Raw genomic sequence first — 23,683 nt, forward strand, 5'->3', positions numbered from 1 at the left:
CACCTATAACAGTCCGCGCATCAGGGAGCGCTTTCGATGTCCACTGGTCCTACCCGCTCGTACACCCTTCCCCGCCGAACCGGGCAACTGTCCCTGTTGACCCTGGCCCTGCTCGCCAGCGGTGCCTGCAGCCTGCCGGTGCTGGCCGCCGAACCAGCCCGCGCCAGTAGCCCGCGTATGGGTGATTACCGCTTCAGCATCGGCCAGCAACCGCTGGTATCGGCGATCAATGCCTTCAGTCAGGTCACCGGCTGGCAGGTCGGTTTCAGCGCCGAGCTGGCTGACGGCGTGGCTTCGCCGGGCGTGCAAGGCTCGCTGCCAGCAGATGCCGCCCTCAAGCGCCTGCTGCAGGGTACCGGGCTGGGTTTTCGCAAGATCAGCAACGGCAACGTGATCCTCGAACGTCAGACCGGCGGCAACGTGATCGCCCTGCAACAGGTGACCGTCAGCGCCACACGTAGCGCCCAGGACGTCAGCCAGGTGCCGAGCACTGTCAGCGTACAGACCCGCGAGCAACTGGACCGGCAGAACGTCAACAGCATCCAGGACCTGGTGCGCTACGAGCCGGGTGTGTCGGTGGCCGGTACCGGCCAGCGCAGCGGCCTGAACGGCTACAACATCCGTGGTATCGACGGCGAGCGGATCCTCACCCAGGTCGACGGTGTGTCGATCCCGGACAGCTTCTTCTACGGCCCCTATGCACAGACCCAACGCAACTACGTTGACCCGGAAATCGTCAAGCGTGTGGAAATCCTCCGCGGTCCGGCCTCGGTGCTGTACGGCAGCAACGCCATCGGCGGCGCTGTGAGCTACTTCACCCTCGACCCCGACGACATCATCAAGCCCGGGAAGGACGTGGGTGCACGGTTGAAGACCGGCTACAGCTCGGCCGACGAAAGCTGGCTCACCTCCGCCACCGTCGCCGGCCGCGAGGGTGATTTCGATGGCCTGCTGCACCTGAGCCAGCGCAACGGCCACGAGACCGAAACCCATGGCGGCCACAGCGGTGCCGGCCTGTCGCGCACCGAAGCCAACCCGATGGACGTGCGCACCACCAACGTGCTGGCCAAGCTTGGCTGGAACTACGACGACGACGCCCGCCTGGGCTTCACCTACGAGCGCTACAAGGATGACCGCGACCAGAACATCCTCAGCGCGGTGGGCGGGCCGTTCATTCCGGGCTTTGGTGGCATGGGCTATTACAAGGCGCGCAGTGGCAACGACACCATTACCCGCGAGCGCTATGGCATCAACCATGAGTTCGGCCTGGATTCGCTGGTCGCTGACCACGTCAAGTGGAGCCTCAACTACCAGATCGCCAAGACCGACCAGCACACCGAAGAAGTCTACGCACCGCCTGGCCGCCAGGTACTGCGCACGCGTGACACAACCTACAAAGACCGCCAGTGGGTATTCGATGCCCAGCTGGACAAGGCCTTCAGCATCGGCGCCACCGACCACCTGCTGACCTATGGCACCACCATCAAGCACGAGAAAATCACTGGCTCGCGCAGCGGCACGGGCACCTGCCTGGCCGTGGGCTCCGGTTGCTCCGCCGCCGGCGCCGAACGCCCGGCAGACGGCCAGGTTCTGGTCAGTGACTTCCCGGACCCGACCGTGAACACCTACAGCCTGTTCGTGCAGGACGAGATCCGCTGGAATAACTGGACCTTCATGCCCGGCGCGCGCTACGACTACACGCGCATGGAACCCAAGTTCACCGACGAATTCTTGCGTGGCCTGGAGTCCACCGGCACAGCGCCCACCTCCCAGGACGACTCGGACAAGAAGTGGCACCGCGTCTCGCCCAAGTTCGGCCTGACCTACGCCTTCAACGACAACTACACCTGGTATGGTCAGTATGCCGAAGGCTTCCGCACCCCGACCGCCAAGTCCATGTACGGGAAATTCGTGAACCTTGAGGAAGGTTATCGCGTAGAAGGCAACCCAGGCCTGGAACCGGAAAAGAGCAAGAGCTACGAAACCGGCATGCGTGGCAACTTCGACGCGGGTAACTTCGACGTGGCGGTGTTCTACAACAAGTACCGCGACTTCATCGACGAAGATGCGGTGCAAAGCGCCAACCTGGAACAAACCTTCCAGGCCAACAACATCAAGCACGCCACCATCAAGGGTGCCGAGGTCAAGGGCCGCCTGAACCTCGACCGCTTCGGCGCGCCGCAAGGCCTGTATACCCAGGGTTCGATTGCCTACACCTATGGCCGTAACGACGACACCGGTGAGCCGCTGAACACCGTCAACCCACTGAAGGGCGTGTTTGGCCTCGGTTACGAGCAGCAGAACTACGGTGGCCTGCTGAGCTGGACACTGGTCAAGCGCAAGACCCGCGTCGACGACTCCAGCTTCTACTCGCCAGATGGTGCGAGCTCGAAGTTCCGCACCCCGGGCTACGGTGTGCTGGACCTGACCGGCTACTACAAGGTCACCGACGACGTGACCATCAACGCCGGCCTGTACAACCTCACCGACAAGAAGTACTGGCAGTGGGATTCGGTGCGCAGCTACGACGGCCAGGGTGAAGCGGCTGTGACCCAGCCAGCCAACATCGACCGCCTGACCATGCCGGGGCGCAACTTCGGTATCAATGTGGTTTGGGATATCTGATCCCTTACGCCTGTACCGGCCCCTTCGCGGGCGCGCCCGCTCCCACAGAAACATCATAGGTCCACGGCCTGCGTTGAACCTGTGGGAGCGGGCGCGCCCGCGAAGAGGCCGGTACAGACAACACTACAACCCAGTTTTTTTACTGTCCCGCCGCCGCTGTTTCGTCTTGTATCTAAACGCCCCTCTTTCCAAGGACTGCCCCCATGACCGAACGCCCAGCCCTGCGCTCCCAGCGCCTGAACCAGATCACCCACGCCCCGCACGCAGAGCTGGATGCCCTGGTCAAATCCCACGCGCCTTTCGACAGCCGCGAAAGCTTCGCCCGCTTCGTCGTTGCCCAGTACCTGTTCCAGTCCGAGCTGCAAGCCCTGTACAACGATCCGCAGCTGATCGCCATCGTTCCCGATCTGGCCGAGCGCTGCCGTGCCGAGCAGGCACGCCTGGACCTCGCAGACCTGGACACCGAAGTGCCAGCCGCCGTGCCGGGCGCCCTGGTCAACCCGAGCCTGGGCGAGGCAATGGGCTGGATCTTCGTCTCTGAAGGCTCCAAACTGGGCGCTGCGTTTCTGATCAAGCGTGCCGTGGCCCTGGAACTGTCTGACAGCTTTGGTGCCCGCCACCTGGGTGAGCCGGCCGGTGGCCGTGCCGAGGGCTGGAAACAGTTCACTCGCATCCTCGATAGCCTTGAGCTGTCGGCTGAGGAGGAAGCCGCTGCCGAGCGCGGTGCAGTGGCCGCCTTCGAGCGGTTCACCGAGCTGCTCAAACATGCCTATGCTGCGGATACCGCGCTGGTCTGATACGCCGAATCCGGCCACCCTACCGGTGGCCAAACCGCTTTTTGCAGTGAGACCATGACCCGACCTGCCCGCTCGAAGATCGCCCGCCTGTTGTACGGAATCCTGGCCTACGTGAGCCTGGGGGTGGGCTTGGTCGCGATCGTCATTCCCGGCTTGCCGACCACCGAATTCATCCTGCTGGCCGCCTGGGCGGCGACCCGCAGTTCGCCGCGCCTTTCTGCCTGGCTGGAGAACCACCGGCTGTTCGGGCCAATCCTTTACAACTGGCGCAATGGCAAGGTGATCCAGCGCCGTGCCAAGGTCAGCGCCACCATCAGCATGCTGCTGTGTGCGGGGCTGATGCTGACGTTTCTGCAACACCACTGGCCGGTGTTTCTGGCAATCGGCGGCATGACCCTGGGCAACCTGTGGATCTGGTCACGCCCGGAGCACGCCTGCCCCGCCCCGTCACAAGCTCAGCAACCCTGAATACAGGGCATAGGCCGCAAGCCCTGCGCCCGCCAGCACTGCGGCGAAAATCAGCTTTTCCCAAGTGGTGAACAAGGCCTGGCCCTGCTCATGCTTGGCCCTGGCAAACAGGATCACGCCGGGGGCATACAGCAGCGCCGACAGCAGCAGGTACTTGAGCCCGCCGGCATACAACAGCCACACGGCATACAGCAAGGCAACCAGCGCTACCAGCAAGTCCTTGCGCCGCAACCCCGGCTGCCCGGTATAGGTTTCTGCCCGTACCGCCAGCAGCAAGGCATACGCCGCCGACCACAGGTAGGGTACCAGGATCATCGACGAGGCCAGGTAGATCAGGCTGGTGTAGGTACCGGCAGAGAACAGCGTAATCAGCAGGAAGCCCTGGATCATGCAGTTGGTCAGCCACAGGGCGTTAGCGGGCACATGGTTGGCGTTTTCCTTGGCCAGAAAGCGCGGCATGGTCTTGTCCCGTGCCGTGGCGAACAGGATCTCGGCACACAGCAGCGCCCACGACAGCAACGCACCCAGCAGCGAAACCGCCAGCCCGAGGCTGATCAGCAAGGCACCCCAAGGGCCGACGATGTGCTCCAGCACCGAGGCCAGCGACGGGTTCTGCAACCCGGCCAGTTCCGGCTGGGTCATCACCCCCAGCGACAGCACGTTGACCAGCACCAGCAGCGCCAGCACACCGAGAAACCCGATGACGGTGGCCTTGCCCACATCCGAGCGACGCGCGGCGCGGCCGGAGTACACACTGGCGCCTTCGATGCCGATGAACACGAATACGGTCACCAGCATCATGTTGCGCACCTGCTCCAGCACGCCGCCGAACTGCGGGTTGCTCATGCCCCAGATGTCACGGGTGAAGATATCGGCACGAAAGGCGAACGCCGCAATCACCACGAACATCAGCAGCGGCACCACCTTGGCCACGGTGGTCACCTGGTTGATGAACGCGGCCTCCTTGATGCCGCGCAGCACCAGAAAATGCACCGACCACAGCAGCAGCGAGGCACAGCCGATGGCGACCGGCGTATTGCCTTGACCGAATACCGGAAAGTAGAAGCCCAGGGTGCTGAACAGCAGTACGAAATAGCCGACATTGCCCAGCCAGGCGCTGATCCAGTAGCCCCAGGCCGAAGAGAAGCCCATGTAGTCGCCGAAACCCGCCTTGGCATAGGCATACACCCCGGAGTCCAGTTCCGGCTTGCGGTTGGCCAGGGTCTGGAACACAAACGCCAGGGCCAGCATGCCAACGGCGGTGATGCACCAGCCGATCAGCACCGCCCCGACATCGGCACGCGCTGCCATATTCTGCGGCAGCGAGAAGATCCCGCCACCGATCATCGAGCCGACCACCAGCGCGATCAGCGCGCCCAGGCGCAGCTTCTGTCCCGGTTCGCTCATGCATCCCCCATTTTTCGCGCTGTCATACCATTGAAACAGCCTCGCCGGCCATATATGAGTGGTTACTTATAATGGAACAGGCCAATCAAGCTATAGCACTCATAACTGCATTGTCTATGTACGTGGCATTAAAAACCAGCAGTTGCAAGGCCGCTGGGAAAGTTCCTGATAAAACTCAAAATGCTTGTGAAAAATTTGCGAAACCCACAAAACCGGCTAGTTTCAAGCATCGCAGGCTGAGCAGAGCGATTGCTCTAGAAAGACATGGAGGTGCCAGCGCGCAAGGCTTGCAGCTTAAGCTGTCGGCACTCTCCAGGAGCACCCGTGAAGGAAATTTCCTACTTCACGGCGCCTTAAACTGACACAAGTCAGCAAACGGCAACGGCGTCAGATTTATGCTGACGTCAACTTTCTCCTGGCAGGAGTTGTTAAATGTCTGATTCATCTGGAAAACTGAAGCTCGGCGCGTTAGTTGCACTTGTCGTCGGCTCCATGATTGGCGGCGGGATCTTTTCGCTGCCGCAGAACATGGCCGCCAGCGCAGGGGTTGGTGCCGTACTGATTGGCTGGGGCATCACCGCGGTCGGCATGCTGACCCTGGCGTTTGTGTTCCAGACCCTGGCCAACCGCAAGCCTGACCTGGATGGCGGGGTGTATGCCTACGCCAAGGCCGGTTTCGGTGACTACATGGGCTTCTCTTCGGCCTGGGGGTACTGGATCAGTGCCTGGCTGGGTAACGTCGGCTACTTTGTGCTGTTGTTCAGCACCTTGGGCTACTTCTTCCCGATCTTCGGTGAAGGCAACACGCCGGCCGCCATCATTGGCGCATCGATCCTGTTGTGGGCGGTGCACTTCCTGGTGCTGCGCGGCATCAAGGAGGCGGCGTTCATCAACCTGGTCACCACCGTGGCCAAAGTCGTACCGCTGGTGCTGTTCGCCCTGATCTGCCTGTTCGCCTTCAGGCTCGACATCTTCACCGCTGACATCTGGGCCGTAGGCACACCGGAGCTTGGCAGCGTGATGAACCAGGTGCGCAACATGATGCTGGTCACCGTTTGGGTGTTCATCGGCATCGAGGGCGCGAGCATCTTCTCGTCCCGGGCGGAAAAACGCTCTGACGTGGGCAAGGCCACAGTGATCGGCTTTGTCACCGTGCTGCTGTTCCTGGTGCTGGTGAACGTGCTGTCGCTGGGCATCATGACCCAACCGGAACTGGCCAAGCTGCAGAACCCGTCGATGGCTGCCGTACTGGAGCATGTGGTCGGCCACTGGGGCGCGGTGCTGATCAGCGTCGGCCTGATCATCTCGCTGTTGGGGGCGCTGCTGTCGTGGGTACTGCTGTGTGCCGAGATCATGTTCGCCGCCGCCAAGGACCACACCATGCCGGAGTTCCTGCGCCGCGAAAACGCCAACCAGGTCCCGGCCAACGCCCTGTGGCTGACCAATGCCATGGTGCAGATCTTCCTGGTAATCACGCTGTTCTCCAACAGCACCTACCTGTCGCTGATCTACCTCGCCACCTCGATGATCCTGGTGCCCTACCTGTGGTCGGCAGCCTATGCGTTCCTGCTGGCACTGCGCAGCGAAACCTACGAGCAGGCCCTGGCCGAACGCAAGAAAGACCTGATCATCGGCGGCATCGCCCTGCTGTACGCCATCTGGCTGCTGTACGCCGGCGGCGTGAAATACCTGCTGCTCTCGGCCCTGCTCTACGCACCTGGGGCGATCTTGTTCGCCAAAGCCAAGCGTGAAGTTGGCCAACCCATCTTCACCAACGTGGAAAAACTGATCTTCGCAGCCGTGGTCATCGGCGCCCTGGTGGCAGCTTATGGCCTGTACGACGGCTTCCTGACCCTTTGACCCACGTCTTCGTTCAATTGGAGGAATGAAACCATGTCCGCTGAAAAACAGAAGTACGGTGTCCACTCCGAAGCCGGCAAACTGCGCAAAGTGATGGTTTGCTCGCCGGGCCTGGCGCACAAGCGCCTGACGCCGAGCAACTGTGACGAGCTGCTGTTCGACGATGTGATCTGGGTCGACCAGGCCAAGCGTGACCATTTCGACTTCGTCACCAAAATGCGCGAGCGCGGCGTGGATGTGCTGGAAATGCACAACCTGCTGACCGACATCGTGCAGCAACCCGAAGCCCTCAAGTGGATCCTTGACCGCAAGATTACCTCTGACACCGTGGGTGTCGGCCTGACCAACGAGGTGCGCAGCTGGCTCGAAGGGCTGGAGCCACGCCACCTGGCGGAGTTCCTGATTGGCGGCGTGGCGGGCCAGGACCTTCCAGTCAGCGAAGGCGCCGAAGTGATCAAGATGTACAACAAGTACCTGGGCCACTCCAGCTTCATTCTGCCGCCGCTGCCCAACACTCAGTTCACCCGTGACACCACCTGCTGGATCTATGGTGGCGTGACGCTCAACCCGATGTACTGGCCTGCGCGACGTCAGGAAACCCTGCTGACCACCGCCATCTACAAGTTCCACAAGGAATTCACCGGCGCCGACTTCCAGGTGTGGTACGGCGACCCGGACAAGGATCACGGTAACGCCACCCTCGAGGGCGGCGACGTGATGCCGGTCGGCAAGGGCATCGTGCTGATCGGCATGGGTGAGCGCACTTCGCGCCATGCCATCGGCCAACTGGCTCAGAACCTGTTCGAGAAGGGCGCGGCCGAGAAAATCATCGTCGCTGGCCTGCCGAAGTCCCGCGCGGCGATGCACCTGGACACCGTGTTCAGCTTCTGCGACCGCGACCTGGTAACGGTATTCCCGGAGGTGGTGAAAGAGATCAAGCCATTCATCATCACCCCAGATTCCAGCAAGCCCTATGGCATGAACATCGCGCCGCAGGATGCCTCGTTCCTCGAGGTGGTGTCCGAGCAGTTGCTGGGCAAGAAAGACAAGCTGCGGGTGGTCGAGACTGGCGGCAACAGCTTTGCCGCCGAGCGCGAACAATGGGATGACGGCAACAACGTGGTGGCCCTCGAGCCGGGCGTGGTCATCGGCTACGACCGCAACACCTACACCAACACCCTGCTGCGCAAGGCCGGTATCGAGGTCATCACCATCAGCGCCGGCGAACTGGGCCGGGGCCGGGGCGGCGGCCACTGCATGACCTGCCCGATTGTGCGTGACCCGATCGATTACTAACGACCATTGCACCCGGCCGCGCCCACAAAGCGCCGGCCGGGACACTACCGGACTCAAGGAGAAGCAATCATGGCGTTCAACATTCACAACCGCAACCTGCTCAGCCTGGAACACCACACCACCCGCGAGCTGCGCTACCTGCTGGACCTGTCCCGCGACCTCAAGCGTGCAAAGTACACCGGTACCGAGCAGCAGCACCTGAAGGGCAACAACATTGCGCTGATCTTCGAAAAAACCTCCACCCGTACCCGCTGCGCCTTCGAAGTCGCTGCCTACGACCAAGGTGCCAACGTCACCTATATCGACCCCAACTCTTCGCAGATCGGCCACAAGGAGAGCATGAAAGACACCGCTCGCGTGCTTGGGCGCATGTATGACGCGATCGAGTACCGGGGTTTCAAGCAGGAAATCGTCGAAGAGCTGGCCAAGTTCGCTGGTGTGCCGGTATTCAACGGCCTGACTGACGAATACCACCCGACCCAGATGATTGCCGACGTGCTGACCATGCGCGAGCACAGCGACAAGCCGCTGCACGACATCAGCTACGCCTATCTGGGCGACGCCCGCAACAACATGGGCAACTCGCTGCTGCTGATTGGCGCCAAGCTCGGCATGGATGTGCGCATCGCCGCGCCCAAGGCACTGTGGCCGCATGACGACCTGGTCGAGCGCTGCAAGAAGTACGCTGAGGAAAGCGGCGCCCGCATCACCCTCACCGAAGACCCGAAAGCGGCGGTCAAGGGTGTGGACTTTGTTCATACCGACGTGTGGGTTTCGATGGGCGAGCCGATCGAAGCCTGGGGTGAGCGCATCAAGCAGCTCAAGCCTTACCAGGTGAATGCCGAGTTGATGAAGTCCACCGGCAACCCGCGGACCAAGTTCATGCACTGCCTGCCGGCGTTCCATAACTCCGACACCAAGGTCGGCAAGCAGATTGCCGAACAGTACCCGGACTTGGCCAACGGCATCGAAGTGACTGACGACGTGTTCGAGTCGCCGGCCTGCATCGCCTTCGAGCAGGCGGAAAACCGCATGCACACCATCAAGGCGATTCTGGTTTCGACCCTGGCTGACCTCTGACAATCGCCCCGCGCCTGGGGGCAGGCTTCGCCGGTGATCGCCGGCAAGCCAGCTCCCACAAAGGATCGAGGTGCTCACCCCATCTGCGTAAAGGACATTCCCCATGCGTATCGTTGTTGCATTGGGCGGCAACGCCCTGCTGCGTCGCGGCGAGCCCATGACCGCTGACAACCAGCGCGCCAATATCCGCACCGCCACCGAACAGATCGCCAAGATCCACCCTGGCAACGAACTGGTCATTGCCCACGGCAACGGCCCGCAAGTCGGCCTGCTGTCGCTTCAGGCCCTGTCCTACAAGCCTGACGAGGCCTACCCGCTGGACGTGCTGGGTGCCGAAACCGAAGGCATGATCGGCTACATGATCGAACAGGAACTGGGCAACCTGCTGGATTTCGAGGTGCCATTCGCCACCCTGCTGACCCAGGTGGAAGTGGACGCCAACGACCCCGCCTTCAAGGACCCGACCAAGTTCATTGGCCCGGTCTACAGCAAGGAAGAGGCCGAGCGCCTGGCCAAAGAGAAAGGCTGGGTGGTCAAGGCCGATGGCGACAAGTACCGCCGTGTGGTGGCCAGCCCGAAACCCAAGCGCATCTTTGAAATCCGCCCGATCAAGTGGCTGCTGGAAAAGAGCAGCATCGTGATTTGCGCAGGCGGTGGCGGCATCCCCACCATGTACGATGAAAACCGCAAGCTCAAGGGCATTGAAGCGGTGATCGACAAAGACCTGTGCTCTGCACTGCTGGCCGAGCAATTGGAAGCCGACCTTCTGATTATCGCCACCGACGTCGACGCGGCCTACATTGACTGGGGCAAGCCCACGCAAAAAGCCATTGCCCAGGCCCATCCGGACGAACTCGAGCGCCTTGGCTTCGCCGCAGGCTCCATGGGGCCAAAAGTGCAAGCTGCCAGTGACTTTGCCCGCAACACCGGCAAGGTGGCAGTGATCAGTTCGCTGGAAAACATTGAAGACATTGTCAAAGGTACTGCTGGCACACGGGTCTCCACCGAGAAGCCTGGGATCAGCTACCGTTGAATGCAGTTGGCGGGTGTCTGGCGCCCGCCGTTTTCGACCTTCCAAAGGAGCTAGCCATGGCCCATTATGAACCTGGTCATGTACATATCGAGCGCTCTGCGCTGAACAGTGCCGACCACAGCTATGACCTGAACATCGACTACGAGGCAGCGTCGGACCCCAAGGAAGGCAGAGGCATTCAGTTCCGCATGCATGGCAGCATCGAAGGCAAGCCGGTGGAAGAAAAGTTCTTCCTCGCCAAGGACCAGGTATTGCCCAGCTTCCTCATGCTGCTGACCCGCAAGGCTCAGTCATACCTCGCGCCGCCGAAAAAATTCGAGACACTGAGTTCGCCGCACAAGCTCTATGACGATATGTTCGCGGACATTCGCGAAAAGCTTGACGTGAAATCGGGCGACCCCATCAAGCCTGAACATCTGGAGTGATTTCGCGTACTTGGGGCTGCTGCGCAGCCCCGGCGATGTTAAGGCATACTACCGCCCTCCCCGGCCACCACCTTGCCCCTCCCCAATGCGCATCCATGTCAGCTTCATCGACCGCGTCGGCATCACCCAGGAAGTCCTCGCCCTGCTCGGTGCCCGCAACCTCAACCTGGACGCGGTGGAGATGGTCCCGCCGAACGTTTACATCGATGCTCCCACCCTCAGCCCTGCCGTGCTCGAAGAACTGCATGACGCACTGTTCGAGGTGCAGGGCGTGCAATCGGTGGACGTGGTCGACATCCTCCCCGGCCAGCGCCGCCACCTGCAGCTCGACGCCCTGCTGGCGGCGATGAGCGACCCGGTACTGGCCGTGGACAGCGCAGGCCTGGTGCTGCTGGCCAACCCGGCGCTGATCGCCCTGTGCGGCCGCGAATCCGCCGGGCGTTCGGTGGGCGAACTGTTTGGCGACCCCGCGCTGCTGCAGGCGCTGCTGGACAACAACTTCCACCTGCCCATGCGCGAAATGCAGCTCAACGGCCAAAGCCTGCTGCTGGACGCCATGCCGATCACCAACGCAGGTGGCCTGCTCACGCTCTACCCGCCCACGCGCATGGGCGAGCGCCTGTCGGCCCTGCACCACGACCATGCCGAAGGCTTCGATGCCCTGCTCGGCGAGTCGCCCGCCATCCGCACGCTCAAGGCCCGCGCCCTGCGCGTGGCGGCGCTCGATGCACCGCTGCTGGTGCACGGCGAAACCGGCACTGGCAAAGAGCTGGTCGCCCGCGCCTGCCACGCCATCAGCAGCCGCCACGCCGCCCCGTTCCTCGCCCTGAACTGCGCCGCACTGCCCGAGAGCCTGGCCGAGAGCGAGCTGTTTGGTTATGCACCCGGTGCCTTCACCGGCGCGCAACGCGGTGGCAAGCCCGGGCTGATGGAACTGGCCAACCAGGGCACGGTGTTCCTCGATGAAATTGGCGAAATGTCACCCTACCTGCAGGCCAAGCTGCTGCGTTTTCTCAGCGATGGCAGCTTCCGCCGGGTGGGCGGCGACCGCGAAGTGAAGGTGGATGTGCGCATCATCAGTGCCACCCACCGCGACCTGGAGCGCATGGTCGCCGAAGGCAGCTTCCGCGAAGACCTGTTCTACCGCCTCAACGTGCTCAACCTGCAGGTACCGCCACTGCGTGACAGGGGCCAGGACATCCTGATGCTGGCGCACTTCTTCATGCAGCAGGCCTGCACGCAGATCCAGCGCCCAGCCTGCCGGCTGACCCCGGCCACCCATTCGGCACTGCTGGCCAACCCGTGGCCGGGCAATGTGCGTCAACTGCAAAACGTAATCTTCCGCGCTGCGGCCATCTGCGAGGGCAACCTGGTGGATATCGGCGACCTGGACATCGCCGGCACCTCGGTGGCAAGAGGACAGGACGGTGAAGTGGCCAGCCTGGAACAGGCCGTGGGTGATTTCGAGCGCGAACTGTTACAGCGCCTGTATGCCAGTTACCCGTCGACGCGTCAGCTGGCCGGGCGCTTGCAAACTTCGCATACCGCTATTGCCCAGCGGCTGCGTAAATATGGAATACCCGGAAAACTTTGATACGCGTCGTCAAAGCCGACAGCTCATTCAGACTTTTCCTAGCCGCTTGGCCGCAATTGACTGGCGTGCTCGCCGTAGAATGATGACATCGTTATTTCGCATGTCACCTTGAACGAAGAGTACCCTGATGTTTGAACTCGATTTTTACGGGGCACTTGTAGCCGCCTCCCTGGTATTGCTAGTGGGGCGCGGGCTGGTCGCACGCATTGGTTTCCTGCGCGCTTACAATATCCCGGAACCTGTTGCAGGCGGATTGGTAGTGGCCTTGGCGCTCTTGGCATTGCGCAGTTTCGATGTACAGGTCCAGTTTGATACCTCATTGCAGACACCGTTGATGCTGGCGTTCTTCGCCACCATCGGCCTGAGTGCAGACTTCGCCAGCCTGAAGAAGGGCGGCCGTGTGGTCGCTGTGTTCCTGCTGGTGGTGACTGGCTTGCTGCTGGTGCAGAACGCCATGGGCATAGGCCTGGCAACGGCATTGGGGCTCGACCCATTGCTGGGCCTGCTGGCTGGTTCGATCACCCTGTCCGGGGGGCACGGCACGGGCGCCGCCTGGGGCGCCACGTTCACTGAAAAGTTTGGGGTGGCTTCGGCTTCCGAACTGGCGATGGCCTCTGCCACCTTCGGCCTGGTACTGGGCGGCTTGATTGGTGGCCCGGTTGCCAGGTTGCTGATCAAGCGGGTAAAGACGCAGGGGGTGGAAGAAGAAGTTCCACACCTGCCAAAAGGCTTTGAACAGCCGAATAAAGAGCGCCTGATCACCTCTTTTTCATTTATCGAAACGCTGGCACTGATTGCCGTCAGTTTGCTGGCCGGTACATTACTGAATGGAGTATTGAGAGGCACGGCATTCGAACTGCCGACATTCGTTTGCGTACTCTTCGTGGGTGTACTGCTGCGCAACGGGCTTTCGGCATTCGGCTTTTATCGTGTGTTCGAACGAGAAGTTTCGGTGCTGGGCAATGTCAGTCTGTCCCTGTTCCTGGCCATTGCCTTGATGTCGCTCAAGTTGTGGGACCTGGCGGCACTGGCCTTACCGTTCTTTGCGTTGCTGGCCGCGCAAACGCTGGTCATGGCACTGTTTGCGATCTTCGTGACATTCCGGGTGATGGGCCGCAACTATGATGCGGCGGTGCTGGCGGCCGGGCACTGTGGCTTCGGCCTGGGTGCAACGCCGACGGCCATTGCCAACATGCAAGCAGTGACCCAGCGCTATGGCGCCTCGCACATAGCCTTCCTGGTAGTGCCGATGGTGGGCGCGTTCTTCATCGACATCATCAATGTCATCGTGATCAAGCTGTACTTGGCATTGCCCTTGTTTATCGCGGGGTAACTCAGCCAACCCTGTTGCTGGCCGTCCTGGGCGTTGGCCCAGGACGAAGCACATCCGCTCAGGGACGAACCGCTGTAACTTCGATCTCAACGCGCCAGGCCGGGTGTGCCAGGCCCGCAATCTGGAACGCGGAACGCGCGGGCAGAACCGGCTGTTTGGCGGCAGGCCCGAAGAACTGGGTATAGCCGGCCATGAAACCGTCAAAATCCATTTTGCCGCCGTTCTCTGGCCCACCCACCAGGAACACTTGCATCTTCACCACATCCGTGAGGCCAAGACCCAGTTCTTTCAGTTGCTGCTGAATGTTTTCAAGCACATTGATGGTTTGTGCCTTGGTGTCACCGTAGGCTTCCAGTGACTCCTTGGGTGCATCGGGATGGATAACCGACGGGACCGAACCACTCAGGTAGATGACCGTCTTGCCCGCGGGGACTTCTACAGCTGACGAGATCGGGAAACTGCCTGCGCCATGGCGCACGATATCTTGTGCATGGGCGCTGCCGATACCGGCCAATGCCAGTGCAGCCACGGTGTTCAAAGCGACTTTCATGGTGTTCTCCTGAAAAGTACCAAGCATGTGCACGCATGGATGATGCGCACACGGGTCATTCCATTGCGCCAGGTGCGCTTAGAATCGATACAGGCTGAAGGGTTTCGGGTCCAGCACGGGCGCCTTGCCAAGCAGCAAATCGGCCGACAGCTCGGACGACACCGGGCTCTCCGTCATTCCCCAGCCGGTTGCGGTGTTGAGGACCAGCCCCGGGTACTCGTTGACCTGCGAAATGATGGGGTTCTCATCCGGAGCAATGGCCATCGCACCGCTCCACTGATCGATCAGCTTCGCATCACTGAAGGCAGGGAACTCGACCTTGAGTTTTTCCAGAGATGCATTCAGCTCCGGAAGGTCCGGGGCCGCCGTCATCAGCCGGTTTTTCTCGAAAGGCGAAACTTCGTCCAGCCTCCAGTGGGTTGGCTGAATGAACGAATCAATGAGCTGCTTGTTGAGCGAGATGTGCACCGGGAAGTCCGGGATGGCCAGCAGAGGCAGGTACTTGTAGCCGTACATGAACGACTCTTTCACTACCGGGGCAACCACGACGCGTGGCGAAGTGGCGTAGGTACCGTCGGCCTGCTCACGGAAGTAGATATTCCCCGGCAATGCAACGTTGCCGCCGGGTGCACGGGGGGCCGCACTGATGATTTGCTGGGACTGGTAAGCGGGCAAGGTCGGCACATCGACCCCCAGGTTCTGCATGAACAGCCTGGACCAAGCCCCACCCGCCACGATCACCCGCGAAGTCCGGATGGCGCCCTTCTCGGTCACCACATCAGAGATGGCTCCCGCCTGGGTCTCCAGCCCTCTTGCGGCGCAGTGAGTGTAGATACGCACGCCCATTTTCTTGGCGTACTCCGCCATGACAAACGATGCGCGCTCGGCATCGAGGCTACCGGAATCTTCTTCGAAACCCGCGACCTTCCAGTTTGACGATGCTCCACGCAGGCGCTGTGCAAGTTCATTGCCCTGGATGATTCGCGTGTTGAACGGTATATCCGCTGCCACTTCACGGCCTTTGCTATCGATCCACTGCCTGACGCCTTCCAGGTCCTCTTCATCGAACGGCACTTCCACCCGACCTTGCGTGCGATAGCTGGTATCTGCACCCACTTTGGCATTCATTTCACGCCAACGTTGCTTGGCAAGATGGTGCAACTGGAAAGTTGCGTCCGGCATCTTGTAGGTCATCACCTGACCATAAAACCTGCACGACTGCTCGCCGGCAATTTCACCTTTTTCAACGATAACTACGGAAAGGCCACGTTCGACCAGGTTGATCGCCGTCATGAGCCCAAGAATGCCCGCGCCAACGACGACTACATCCGCCTGCTTGGGCAGCTCTCCCTCAGTGCCCCCTACAAAACCAAACCGTGGTTTGCCGGGGATCAGCCTGCCTTCGCGCGTCAGCAGGGGGGTCAGAATCCCCGCGCCCCCCGCAACAGCCAAGACGCCACTGCCGATCAAAAACTTACGCCTCGTCATTCCCATGACACTTTCCTTTCCTGGTATCCGGTGTTGGTTGCATCCGCCCAGACGGCGAGACACCTGGTTGCCCGACAGCCTTCCTGACCCACTTTGCGGGCCAGGCAGTCAGGCTGAGCATTAACATTCAAGGGGGGCGATTCTGGTGATGCACCCGTGCCGGTTAAATCGCAGCGGGCAAATAATTAGTTCAGCCATTTGCAAACTAATATGCAGGAGACATAAATAGTTGAGATCGCGACACCGCATCTTTACCTGATCAACTTGACTTCGCAGCACGCATCCGGATTAGTTTCGCTGGAGCAATAACCTCATTAAAAAGCCGGCTATTTGAAACTTATTAATTCCGCCGTTTGGGTCAAACTTGTGTTCCTAGAATTGATATGCAGTGGTTCCAGCGACAGCCCGTGAAACCATGGGTGTATCGATTTAAATACACCGTATCGAAATCAGTACAACCCCGTTAGAAAGCGGCTGCGCAAGGGTTTGATCCCCAAACGCTTTTTTATGCTTCGCCATCTGTAGCGTTCTCGTTCCACAAGAACCGCAAGGCGAACGCAAAAAACAAGTAACTTGTTGTTTTATATATATTTTTTGTGATTGGCCGCGTTTTTGCTAAGGGAATACCAACCCAAGAGCGCGGACCCACCGCGCCCAACGCCCTGCTTCCCGAGGATTCCCCATGAGCGAGTTGCGTTTCACTGAAGATCACGAATGGCTGCGCGTCGAAGCCGATGGCAGCGTCACCGTGGGTATCACCGCCTACGCGCAGAACGCCCTTGGCGATGTGGTGTTCGTGCAACTGCCAGAGTTGCAGCAGTATGAAAAAGGCAGCGAAGCGTCCACCGTCGAATCGGTCAAGGCCGCCAGCGGCGTGTATATGCCCCTGGCCGGTGAAGTGGTCGAGGTCAACGGCCAGCTCGAAAGCAGCCCTGAACTGGTCAACGAAGACCCGATGGGCGAAGGCTGGTTCTTCCGCTTCAACCCAGCCGACAGGAGCGAAGTTACCGCCCTGCTCGACCAGGACGCCTACGACCGCCTTATCAAAGCCAACGACGACGCCTGAGGAGTTCCGCAATGACCATCAACCTCGGTACCGCCAACGAATTCATTGCCCGTCACATCGGCCCGCGCGCCGCTGACGAGCAGGCCATGCTCGCCGCCCTGGGCTTCGACTCGCTGGACGCCATGACCGCCGCAGTCATCCCCGAGAGCATCAAGGGCACCAGCGTGCTTGGCTCGCACGATGGCCAGAGCGAAGCCGACGCGCTCGCTGCGCTCAAGGCCATCGCCGGCAAGAACCAGCTGTTCAAAAGCTACATCGGCCAGGGCTACTACAACACCCACACCCCAGCGCCGATCCTGCGCAACCTGCTGGAAAACCCTGCCTGGTACACCGCCTACACCCCGTACCAGCCAGAAATCTCCCAAGGCCGCCTGGAAGCGCTGCTGAACTTCCAGACCCTGATCAGCGACCTGACCGGCCTGCCGATCGCCAACGCCTCCCTGCTCGACGAAGCCACTGCTGCGGCCGAGGCCATGACGTTCTGCAAGCGCCTGTCGAAGAACAAGGCCAGCCACGCCTTCTTCGCCTCCGTGCACTGCCACCCGCAAACCCTCGACGTGCTGCGCACCCGTGCCGAGCCGCTGGGTATCGAGGTGGTGGTCGGTGACGAGCGCGAGCTGGGGGATGTCAGCGCCTTCTTCGGCGCCCTGCTGCAATACCCGGCCAGCAACGGTGAAGTGTTCGACTACCGTGAAGTGGTACAGCGCTTCCACGCCGCCAATGCCCTGGTCGCCGTCGCGGCCGACCTGCTGGCCCTGACCCTGCTGACCCCACCGGGCGAGTTCGACGCCGACGTGGCCATCGGCAGCGCCCAGCGTTTTGGCGTACCACTGGGCTTCGGTGGCCCGCACGCGGCCTACTTCGCCACCCGTGACGCGTTCAAGCGCGACATGCCGGGCCGCCTGGTCGGCGTATCGATCGACCGCTTCGGCAAAACTGCCCTGCGCCTGGCCATGCAGACCCGCGAGCAGCACATCCGTCGCGAAAAGGCCACCAGCAACATCTGCACCGCCCAGGTGCTGCTGGCCAACATCGCCAGCATGTTCGCCGTTTACCACGGCCCGGCCGGCCTCAAGCGCATTGCCGAGCGTACCCATGCGCTGACCGCGATTCTGGCCGCCGGCCTGAAGGCGCTGGGCGTATCGGTGGTGGGCGGCAGCGCCTTCGACACCCTGACCCTGGCCACCGGCAGTACCACTGCCAGCCTGAATGACAAGGCACGCGCCCAGGGCATCAACCTGCGCCAGGTAGACGCCGCACATGTCGGCCTGTCGCTGGACGAAACCAGCACCCAGGCTGACGTCGAGTCGCTGTGGCAGCTGTTGGGTGGCGAGCAGGCACAGCCTGACTTCAGCGCACTGGCAGCCAGCACCGGCTCCCTGCTGCCGGCTGCCCTGCTGCGCCAGTCGGCCATTCTCGAACACCCGGTATTCAACCGCTATCACAGCGAAACCGAGCTGATGCGCTACCTGCGCCGCCTGGCCGACAAGGACCTGGCACTGGACCGCAGCATGATCCCGCTGGGCTCATGCACCATGAAGCTGAACGCCGCCAGCGAAATGATCCCGGTCACCTGGGCCGAGTTCGGCAACCTGCACCCGTTCGCCCCGGCCGCACAGAGCCAGGGCTACCTGCAGATGACCACCGAGCTGGAAGCCATGCTCTGCGCCGCCACCGGCTATGACGCCGTGTCGCTGCAGCCCAACGCCGGCTCCCAGGGCGAATATGCAGGCCTGCTGGCTATCCGCGCCTACCACCGCAGCCGTGGCGAAGCGCACCGCGACATCTGCCTGATCCCGTCGTCGGCCCACGGCACCAACCCGGCCACCGCACACATGGCTGGCATGCGCGTCGTCGTTACCGCCTGTGACGCCCGCGGCAACGTCGATGTCGAGGACCTGCGCGCCAAGGCCATCGAGCACCGCGAGCGCCTGGCCGCGATCATGATCACCTACCCGTCGACCCACGGTGTGTTCGAAGAAGCGATCGGCGAAATCTGCGCGATCATTCACGATAACGGTGGCCAGGTGTACATCGACGGCGCCAACATGAACGCCATGGTCGGCCTGTGCGCCCCGGGCAAGTTCGGCGGCGATGTGTCCCACCTGAACCTGCACAAGACCTTCTGCATCCCGCACGGTGGTGGCGGCCCAGGCGTTGGCCCGATTGGCGTCAAGTCGCACCTGGCGCCGTTCCTGCCTGGCCACGCGCAGCTGGAAAACACCCAAGGTGCGGTGTGCGCCGCACCGTTCGGCAGCGCCAGCATCCTGCCGATCACCTGGATGTACATCCGCATGATGGGCGGTGCCGGCCTCAAGCGTGCTTCGCAGATGGCCATTCTGAACGCCAACTACATCGCCCGCCGCCTGGAAGAGCACTATCCTGTTCTGTATACCGGTGGCAATGGCCTGGTGGCCCACGAATGCATCCTCGACCTGCGCCCGCTGAAGGACACCAGCGGCATCAGCGTCGACGACGTGGCCAAGCGCCTGATCGACTTCGGCTTCCACGCCCCGACCATGTCCTTCCCGGTGGCCGGCACGCTGATGATCGAACCGACCGAAAGCGAGTCCAAGGAAGAACTGGACCGCTTCTGCGACGCGATGATCCAGATCCGCGAGGAAATCCGTGCGGTCGAGAGCGGTACCGTGGACAAGGACGACAACCCGCTGAAGAACGCTCCGCACACTGCGGCCGAACTGGTTGGCGAATGGGCCCACGGCTACAGCCGCGAACAAGCGGTTTACCCGCTGCCAAGCCTGGTGGAAAGCAAGTACTGGCCGCCGGTTGGCCGGGTCGACAACGTGTTCGGCGACCGCAACCTGGTGTGCGCCTGCCCGTCGATCGAGAGCTATCAGGACGCCTGATTGCGCTCAGGCCCGCTACCTGACTTGAGGTGGACCTCTGTGGGAGTGGGCGCGCCCGCCCCCACAGGCTTCACCGTCCGCCTAATATCCCTGGCTGGAGGAACCACCATGTCACTGAGCGTCTTCGACCTGTTCAAGATCGGCATCGGCCCCTCCAGCTCCCACACGGTCGGCCCGATGCGCGCCGCCGCACGGTTCGCCGAAGGGCTGCGCCGTGATGACCTGCTCACCCGCACCGCCAGCGTCAAGGCCGAGCTGTATGGCTCGCTGGGCGCAACCGGCAAGGGCCACGGCAGCGACAAGGCGGTCTTGCTCGGCCTCGAAGGCGAGCACCCGGACACCGTCGACACCGAATCCATCCCCGCGCGCCTGCAAGTGATCCGCGACAGCGGCCGCCTGCGTGTGCTCGGCGAACACGACATTGCCTTTAACGAGAAACAACACCTGGCAATGATCCGCAAGCCACTGGACTACCACCCCAACGGCATGATCTTCCGCGCCTTCGACGACGCCGGCCTGCAAATCCGCAGCCGCGAATACTACTCGGTGGGCGGTGGTTTCGTGGTCGACGAGGATGCCGCCGGCCACGACCGCATCGTCGAGGACAGCACCGTGCTGCCCTACCCGTTCAAAACCGCCAAGGAACTGCTTGGCCACTGCACCACGCAGAACCTGTCGGTAAGCCAGGTGATGCTGGCCAATGAGGCCGCCTGGCGCCCGGAGGCAGAAACCCGCGCCGGGCTGCTGCGTATCTGGCAAGTGATGCAGGATTGTGTCGATGCCGGCTGCCAGCATGAGGGCATTCTGCCAGGCGGGCTCAAGGTCAAGCGGCGGGCCCCAGCCCTGTACCGCCAGCTGAGCCGTCACCCGGAGGCCAGCCTGCGCGATGCGCTGTCGGTGCTCGACTGGGTCAACCTCTATGCCCTGGCGGTGAACGAGGAAAATGCCAATGGCGGGCGTGTGGTTACCGCGCCCACCAATGGCGCGGCGGGCATCGTCCCGGCGGTGCTGCACTACTACATGCGCTTCGTGCCGGGCGCCAGCGAAGACGGGGTGGTGCGTTTTCTGCTCACTGCCGCAGCCATCGGCATCCTGTACAAGGAGAATGCCTCTATCTCCGGCGCCGAAGTGGGCTGCCAGGGCGAGGTCGGCGTGGCGTGCTCCATGGCGGCGGGGGCACTGTGCGAAGTGATGGGGGGCAGCGTGCAACAGGTGGAGAACGCTGCCGAAATCGGCATGGAACACAACCTGGGCCTGACCTGCGACCCGATCGGCGGCTTGGTTCAGGTGCCCTGCATCGAGCGCAATGCCATGGGCTCGGTGAAGGCGATCAACGCCGTGCGCATGGCCTTGCGCGGCGACGGGCAGCACTTCGTGTCGCTCGACAAGGCCATCCGCACCATGCGCCAGACCGGCGCCGATATGAAAAGCAAATACAAGGAGACCGCCCGCGGCGGTCTTGCCGTCAACATCATCGAATGTTGACCCCACAATAAAACCAAGGAGTCACCGATGTCCGAAACACTGCTCAAGACCCCACTGCACGCCCTGCACCTGGAACTGGGTGCGCGCATGGTGCCGTTCGCCGGCTACGACATGCCGGTGCAGTACCCGCTGGGCGTGCTCAAGGAGCATTTGCACACCCGCGAGCAGGCCGGCCTGTTCGATGTCTCGCACATGGGCCAGATCATCCTGCGCGGTGCCGATGCCGCCAAGGCCCTGGAAAGCCTGGTGCCGGTGGATATCATCGACCTGCCGGTGGGCATGCAGCGCTATGCCATGTTCACCAATGAACAAGGCGGCATCCTTGACGACCTGATGGTTGCCAACCTGGGCGACGATACCCTGTTCCTGGTGGTCAACGCAGCCTGCAAGGACCAGGACCTGGCCCACCTGCAAACACACATCGGGAGCCGTTGCGAGGTGCAGCCGCTGTTCGACCAACGTGCCCTGCTCGCCCTGCAAGGGCCGGCCGCGGTCAAGGTGCTGGAGCGCATGGCCCCGGAAGTGGCCGGCATGACCTTCATGCAGTTCCGGCCGGTAAAACTGCTGGGTGAAGACTGCTTCGTCAGCCGCTCAGGCTACACCGGCGAAGACGGCTACGAAATTTCGGTACCGGTCCATGCCGCCGACGCCTTGGCCCGCAGCCTGCTGGCCGAGCCCGAAGTACAGCCCATTGGCCTGGGCGCGCGGGACTCGCTGCGCCTGGAAGCCGGCCTGTGCCTGTATGGCCATGACATGAATACCGAGACGACCCCGATCGAAGCCAGCCTGCTGTGGGCGATTTCCAAGGTGCGCCGTGCCGACGGTGCACGTGCTGCCGGCTTCCCCGGCGCCGAAGCGATCTTTGCCCACCAGCGCGACGGTGTGGCGCGCAAACGTGTTGGCCTGTTGCCCCAGGAGCGCACGCCGGTACGTGAAGGCGCCGATATTGTTGATGCCAACGATAAACCGGTGGGCAAAGTGTGCAGCGGTGGCTTCGGGCCGACACTCGGCGCACCGGTTGCAATGGGTTATGTCGATAATGAACATGCTGCACTCGATACCGCACTGTTTGCCGTAGTGCGTGGCAAGAAGGTTGCCCTGAAGGTCAGCAAAATGCCTTTCGTGGCGCAACGTTACTACCGTGGCTGAAACGGCTTTGTGAAGGTTGCGGTCAGGTTCGAGATATTCGATTTCGAACCTGCCCAATACCTTTTGAACATGGCGCCAGGCCAGGCGCCATGCCGTTTCCCACAATTCGGTCGGTTATCGGCAAGCGGTCGATTTCCCCTGCCGGCAAGGGCTTGTTTTTCGCTCGGGAGTTGGCGTAGAGTCACTGCACTGTGTTTGCATGGGTCGCAACAGTTCGTGACCTGGGCCAGTAGCCGCAATCTGCTACAACCCGTTCGACGTCTCTTACTTTCCTGCAACCCAGCCCAGTAATCTTTTGCTTACAAACAATGCAGAAGAAACTGTCATCAAAAATTAGTTTCATAGGAAATAAGACAATGGCTGAGCGTCAGAGCGGTACCGTCAAGTGGTTCAATGACGAAAAAGGTTACGGCTTCATCACCCCAGAGACCGGTCCGGATCTGTTCGTGCACTTCCGCGCAATCCAAGGTAACGGCTTCAAGAGCCTGAAAGAAGGCCAGAAAGTGACCTTCATTGCTGTGCAAGGCCAAAAGGGCATGCAGGCTGACGAAGTCCAGGCAGAAGGCTGAAACTTCTATAAAAGAGCCCCTGCGTTGACGCGCAGGGGCTTTTTTTTGCTTGCAATTCCATAGAATGAGCCTTTTCCATTCGGAGCTGCCCAGCGATGCCCAAGCCCCACCTTCTCCCACAGGGTGACTTCCCCGCCGCTGGCTTTGGCCGACGACTGGCCGCGATGTTCTACGACTTCCTGCTGTGTACTGCACTGCTGATCGTGACCGCCGGTGCCTACAAGCTGATCCAGATGGCGATCATTGGCGAAGCGCGCATGCGTGAGCTGACCGAGGCCGGTGCACTGGATGGCGACCCGCTACTGTCGACGGTACTGCTGTTCGCCTTGTTCGGCTTCTTTGCCAAGTTCTGGACCCATGGCGGGCAGACGCTGGGCATGCAGGTGTGGGGCGTGCGCGTGCAGAATGCCGATGGCTCAGCCATCAGCCTGTGGCAGGCATTGTTGCGCTTCGTGGTATCCATTGCCTCATGGCTGTGCCTGGGGCTGGGTTTTTTCTGGGTGTTGATCGACAAGCGAAAGCGTGGCTGGCATGACATCTATTCGGAAAGCCAGCTGGTGCGGGTACCGAAGCAAAAGAGATGACTTGAGC

Annotated in this window: 20 protein-coding genes; 17 read left to right on the forward strand and 3 right to left on the reverse strand. The window is 61.6% G+C overall.

The window, feature by feature from the left end:
* Positions 1-36: 36 nt before the first annotated feature.
* From J3A71_RS23985 to J3A71_RS23995, 3 genes are all read left to right on the forward strand, one after another.
* A complete protein-coding gene (locus J3A71_RS23985) occupies positions 37-2,625 on the forward strand; it encodes a TonB-dependent receptor (protein WP_209953371.1) in 2,589 nt (862 codons plus the stop codon).
* Positions 2,626-2,828: 203 nt separating this feature from the next.
* Positions 2,829-3,422, forward strand: a complete 594-nt coding sequence (locus J3A71_RS23990) for a biliverdin-producing heme oxygenase (RefSeq protein ID WP_016485084.1) — start codon at positions 2,829-2,831, stop codon at positions 3,420-3,422.
* Positions 3,423-3,476: 54 nt separating this feature from the next.
* A complete protein-coding gene (locus tag J3A71_RS23995) occupies positions 3,477-3,890 on the forward strand; it encodes a YbaN family protein (RefSeq protein ID WP_016485083.1) in 414 nt (137 codons plus the stop codon).
* Here J3A71_RS23995 and arcD (J3A71_RS24000) read toward each other — a convergent pair.
* Entirely contained in the window at positions 3,870-5,297 is a 1,428-nt protein-coding gene (gene arcD / locus J3A71_RS24000) for an arginine-ornithine antiporter (RefSeq protein WP_209953373.1), read from the reverse strand. The two genes, J3A71_RS23995 and arcD (J3A71_RS24000), sit on opposite strands and share 21 nt — an antisense overlap.
* 71 nt (positions 5,298-5,368) lie before the next feature.
* Here arcD (J3A71_RS24000) and J3A71_RS24005 point away from each other — a divergent pair, with 71 nt between their 5' ends.
* From J3A71_RS24005 to gltS, 8 genes are all read left to right on the forward strand, one after another.
* Entirely contained in the window at positions 5,369-5,659 is a 291-nt protein-coding gene (locus J3A71_RS24005) for a hypothetical protein (protein ID WP_134792734.1), read from the forward strand.
* A gap of 70 nt (positions 5,660-5,729) precedes the next feature.
* Positions 5,730-7,157: an arginine-ornithine antiporter gene (gene arcD / locus J3A71_RS24010; protein WP_016485081.1), complete on the forward strand. Its 1,428-nt coding sequence runs from the start codon at positions 5,730-5,732 to the stop codon at positions 7,155-7,157.
* A gap of 33 nt (positions 7,158-7,190) precedes the next feature.
* On the forward strand, positions 7,191-8,453 hold the full coding sequence (gene arcA, locus J3A71_RS24015; RefSeq protein ID WP_016485080.1) for an arginine deiminase: 1,263 nt from the start codon (positions 7,191-7,193) through the stop codon (positions 8,451-8,453).
* 69 nt (positions 8,454-8,522) lie between these two features.
* Positions 8,523-9,533, forward strand: coding sequence for an ornithine carbamoyltransferase (locus tag J3A71_RS24020; RefSeq protein ID WP_016485079.1), 1,011 nt, complete (start codon positions 8,523-8,525; stop codon positions 9,531-9,533).
* A gap of 103 nt (positions 9,534-9,636) precedes the next feature.
* Positions 9,637-10,566 (forward strand): carbamate kinase, encoded by a 930-nt coding sequence (gene arcC, locus J3A71_RS24025; RefSeq protein ID WP_016485078.1) that lies wholly within the window; start codon positions 9,637-9,639, stop codon positions 10,564-10,566.
* Positions 10,567-10,622: 56 nt separating this feature from the next.
* Positions 10,623-10,991, forward strand: coding sequence for a DUF5064 family protein (locus J3A71_RS24030; RefSeq protein ID WP_016485077.1), 369 nt, complete (start codon positions 10,623-10,625; stop codon positions 10,989-10,991).
* A gap of 85 nt (positions 10,992-11,076) precedes the next feature.
* Positions 11,077-12,585 (forward strand): sigma-54-dependent transcriptional regulator, encoded by a 1,509-nt coding sequence (locus J3A71_RS24035; RefSeq protein WP_023046961.1) that lies wholly within the window; start codon positions 11,077-11,079, stop codon positions 12,583-12,585.
* Between the two features lie 127 nt (positions 12,586-12,712).
* Positions 12,713-13,918, forward strand: coding sequence for a sodium/glutamate symporter (gltS, locus tag J3A71_RS24040; protein WP_209953375.1), 1,206 nt, complete (start codon positions 12,713-12,715; stop codon positions 13,916-13,918).
* Positions 13,919-13,976: 58 nt separating this feature from the next.
* On the opposite strand, the gene J3A71_RS24045 is transcribed toward gltS, so the two are convergent.
* Positions 13,977-14,468 carry a RidA family protein gene (locus J3A71_RS24045; RefSeq protein WP_023046960.1) on the reverse strand — a complete coding sequence of 164 codons (492 nt, stop codon included), beginning with the start codon at positions 14,466-14,468 and terminating at the stop codon, positions 13,977-13,979.
* A 78-nt stretch (positions 14,469-14,546) separates the two neighbouring features.
* Positions 14,547-15,938, reverse strand: a complete 1,392-nt coding sequence (locus J3A71_RS24050) for an FAD-binding oxidoreductase (RefSeq protein WP_209953501.1) — start codon at positions 15,936-15,938, stop codon at positions 14,547-14,549.
* A gap of 700 nt (positions 15,939-16,638) precedes the next feature.
* On the opposite strand from J3A71_RS24050, the gene gcvH reads away from it, so the two are divergent.
* The 6 genes from gcvH to J3A71_RS24080 all read left to right on the forward strand — a co-directional run bounded on the left by gcvH (position 16,639) and on the right by J3A71_RS24080 (position 23,676).
* A complete protein-coding gene (gcvH, locus tag J3A71_RS24055; RefSeq protein ID WP_016485072.1) occupies positions 16,639-17,022 on the forward strand; it encodes a glycine cleavage system protein GcvH in 384 nt (127 codons plus the stop codon).
* An 11-nt stretch (positions 17,023-17,033) separates the two neighbouring features.
* Positions 17,034-19,889: an aminomethyl-transferring glycine dehydrogenase gene (gcvP, locus tag J3A71_RS24060; RefSeq protein WP_209953377.1), complete on the forward strand. Its 2,856-nt coding sequence runs from the start codon at positions 17,034-17,036 to the stop codon at positions 19,887-19,889.
* A gap of 108 nt (positions 19,890-19,997) precedes the next feature.
* On the forward strand, positions 19,998-21,374 hold the full coding sequence (locus J3A71_RS24065; RefSeq protein WP_209953379.1) for an L-serine ammonia-lyase: 1,377 nt from the start codon (positions 19,998-20,000) through the stop codon (positions 21,372-21,374).
* 27 nt (positions 21,375-21,401) lie between these two features.
* Positions 21,402-22,523: a glycine cleavage system aminomethyltransferase GcvT gene (gene gcvT, locus J3A71_RS24070; RefSeq protein ID WP_060517597.1), complete on the forward strand. Its 1,122-nt coding sequence runs from the start codon at positions 21,402-21,404 to the stop codon at positions 22,521-22,523.
* A 356-nt stretch (positions 22,524-22,879) separates the two neighbouring features.
* Positions 22,880-23,092: a cold-shock protein gene (locus J3A71_RS24075; protein ID WP_016485068.1), complete on the forward strand. Its 213-nt coding sequence runs from the start codon at positions 22,880-22,882 to the stop codon at positions 23,090-23,092.
* A 95-nt stretch (positions 23,093-23,187) separates the two neighbouring features.
* Positions 23,188-23,676, forward strand: a complete 489-nt coding sequence (locus tag J3A71_RS24080; protein ID WP_023046957.1) for an RDD family protein — start codon at positions 23,188-23,190, stop codon at positions 23,674-23,676.
* Positions 23,677-23,683 lie beyond the last annotated feature (7 nt).

Source organism: Pseudomonas sp. PvP089, assembly GCF_017875165.1.
In the GTDB taxonomy this organism is placed as follows: domain Bacteria; phylum Pseudomonadota; class Gammaproteobacteria; order Pseudomonadales; family Pseudomonadaceae; genus Aquipseudomonas; species Aquipseudomonas fortuita.

Excerpts from the sequence above, each read along its gene's own strand:
- J3A71_RS23985 (WP_209953371.1), top strand. The coding sequence starts at position 37 with ATGTCCACTGGTCCTACCCGCTCGTACACCCTTCCCCGCCGAACCGGG.
- J3A71_RS23990 (WP_016485084.1), top strand. The coding sequence starts at position 2,829 with ATGACCGAACGCCCAGCCCTGCGCTCCCAGCGCCTGAACCAGATCACC.
- J3A71_RS23995 (WP_016485083.1), top strand. The coding sequence starts at position 3,477 with ATGACCCGACCTGCCCGCTCGAAGATCGCCCGCCTGTTGTACGGAATC.
- arcD (WP_209953373.1), bottom strand. The coding sequence starts at position 5,297 with ATGAGCGAACCGGGACAGAAGCTGCGCCTGGGCGCGCTGATCGCGCTG.
- J3A71_RS24005 (WP_134792734.1), top strand. The coding sequence starts at position 5,369 with ATGGAACAGGCCAATCAAGCTATAGCACTCATAACTGCATTGTCTATG.
- arcD (WP_016485081.1), top strand. The coding sequence starts at position 5,730 with ATGTCTGATTCATCTGGAAAACTGAAGCTCGGCGCGTTAGTTGCACTT.
- arcA (WP_016485080.1), top strand. The coding sequence starts at position 7,191 with ATGTCCGCTGAAAAACAGAAGTACGGTGTCCACTCCGAAGCCGGCAAA.
- J3A71_RS24020 (WP_016485079.1), top strand. The coding sequence starts at position 8,523 with ATGGCGTTCAACATTCACAACCGCAACCTGCTCAGCCTGGAACACCAC.
- arcC (WP_016485078.1), top strand. The coding sequence starts at position 9,637 with ATGCGTATCGTTGTTGCATTGGGCGGCAACGCCCTGCTGCGTCGCGGC.
- J3A71_RS24030 (WP_016485077.1), top strand. The coding sequence starts at position 10,623 with ATGGCCCATTATGAACCTGGTCATGTACATATCGAGCGCTCTGCGCTG.
- J3A71_RS24035 (WP_023046961.1), top strand. The coding sequence starts at position 11,077 with ATGCGCATCCATGTCAGCTTCATCGACCGCGTCGGCATCACCCAGGAA.
- gltS (WP_209953375.1), top strand. The coding sequence starts at position 12,713 with ATGTTTGAACTCGATTTTTACGGGGCACTTGTAGCCGCCTCCCTGGTA.
- J3A71_RS24045 (WP_023046960.1), bottom strand. The coding sequence starts at position 14,468 with ATGAAAGTCGCTTTGAACACCGTGGCTGCACTGGCATTGGCCGGTATC.
- gcvH (WP_016485072.1), top strand. The coding sequence starts at position 16,639 with ATGAGCGAGTTGCGTTTCACTGAAGATCACGAATGGCTGCGCGTCGAA.
- gcvP (WP_209953377.1), top strand. The coding sequence starts at position 17,034 with ATGACCATCAACCTCGGTACCGCCAACGAATTCATTGCCCGTCACATC.
- J3A71_RS24065 (WP_209953379.1), top strand. The coding sequence starts at position 19,998 with ATGTCACTGAGCGTCTTCGACCTGTTCAAGATCGGCATCGGCCCCTCC.
- gcvT (WP_060517597.1), top strand. The coding sequence starts at position 21,402 with ATGTCCGAAACACTGCTCAAGACCCCACTGCACGCCCTGCACCTGGAA.
- J3A71_RS24075 (WP_016485068.1), top strand. The coding sequence starts at position 22,880 with ATGGCTGAGCGTCAGAGCGGTACCGTCAAGTGGTTCAATGACGAAAAA.
- J3A71_RS24080 (WP_023046957.1), top strand. The coding sequence starts at position 23,188 with ATGCCCAAGCCCCACCTTCTCCCACAGGGTGACTTCCCCGCCGCTGGC.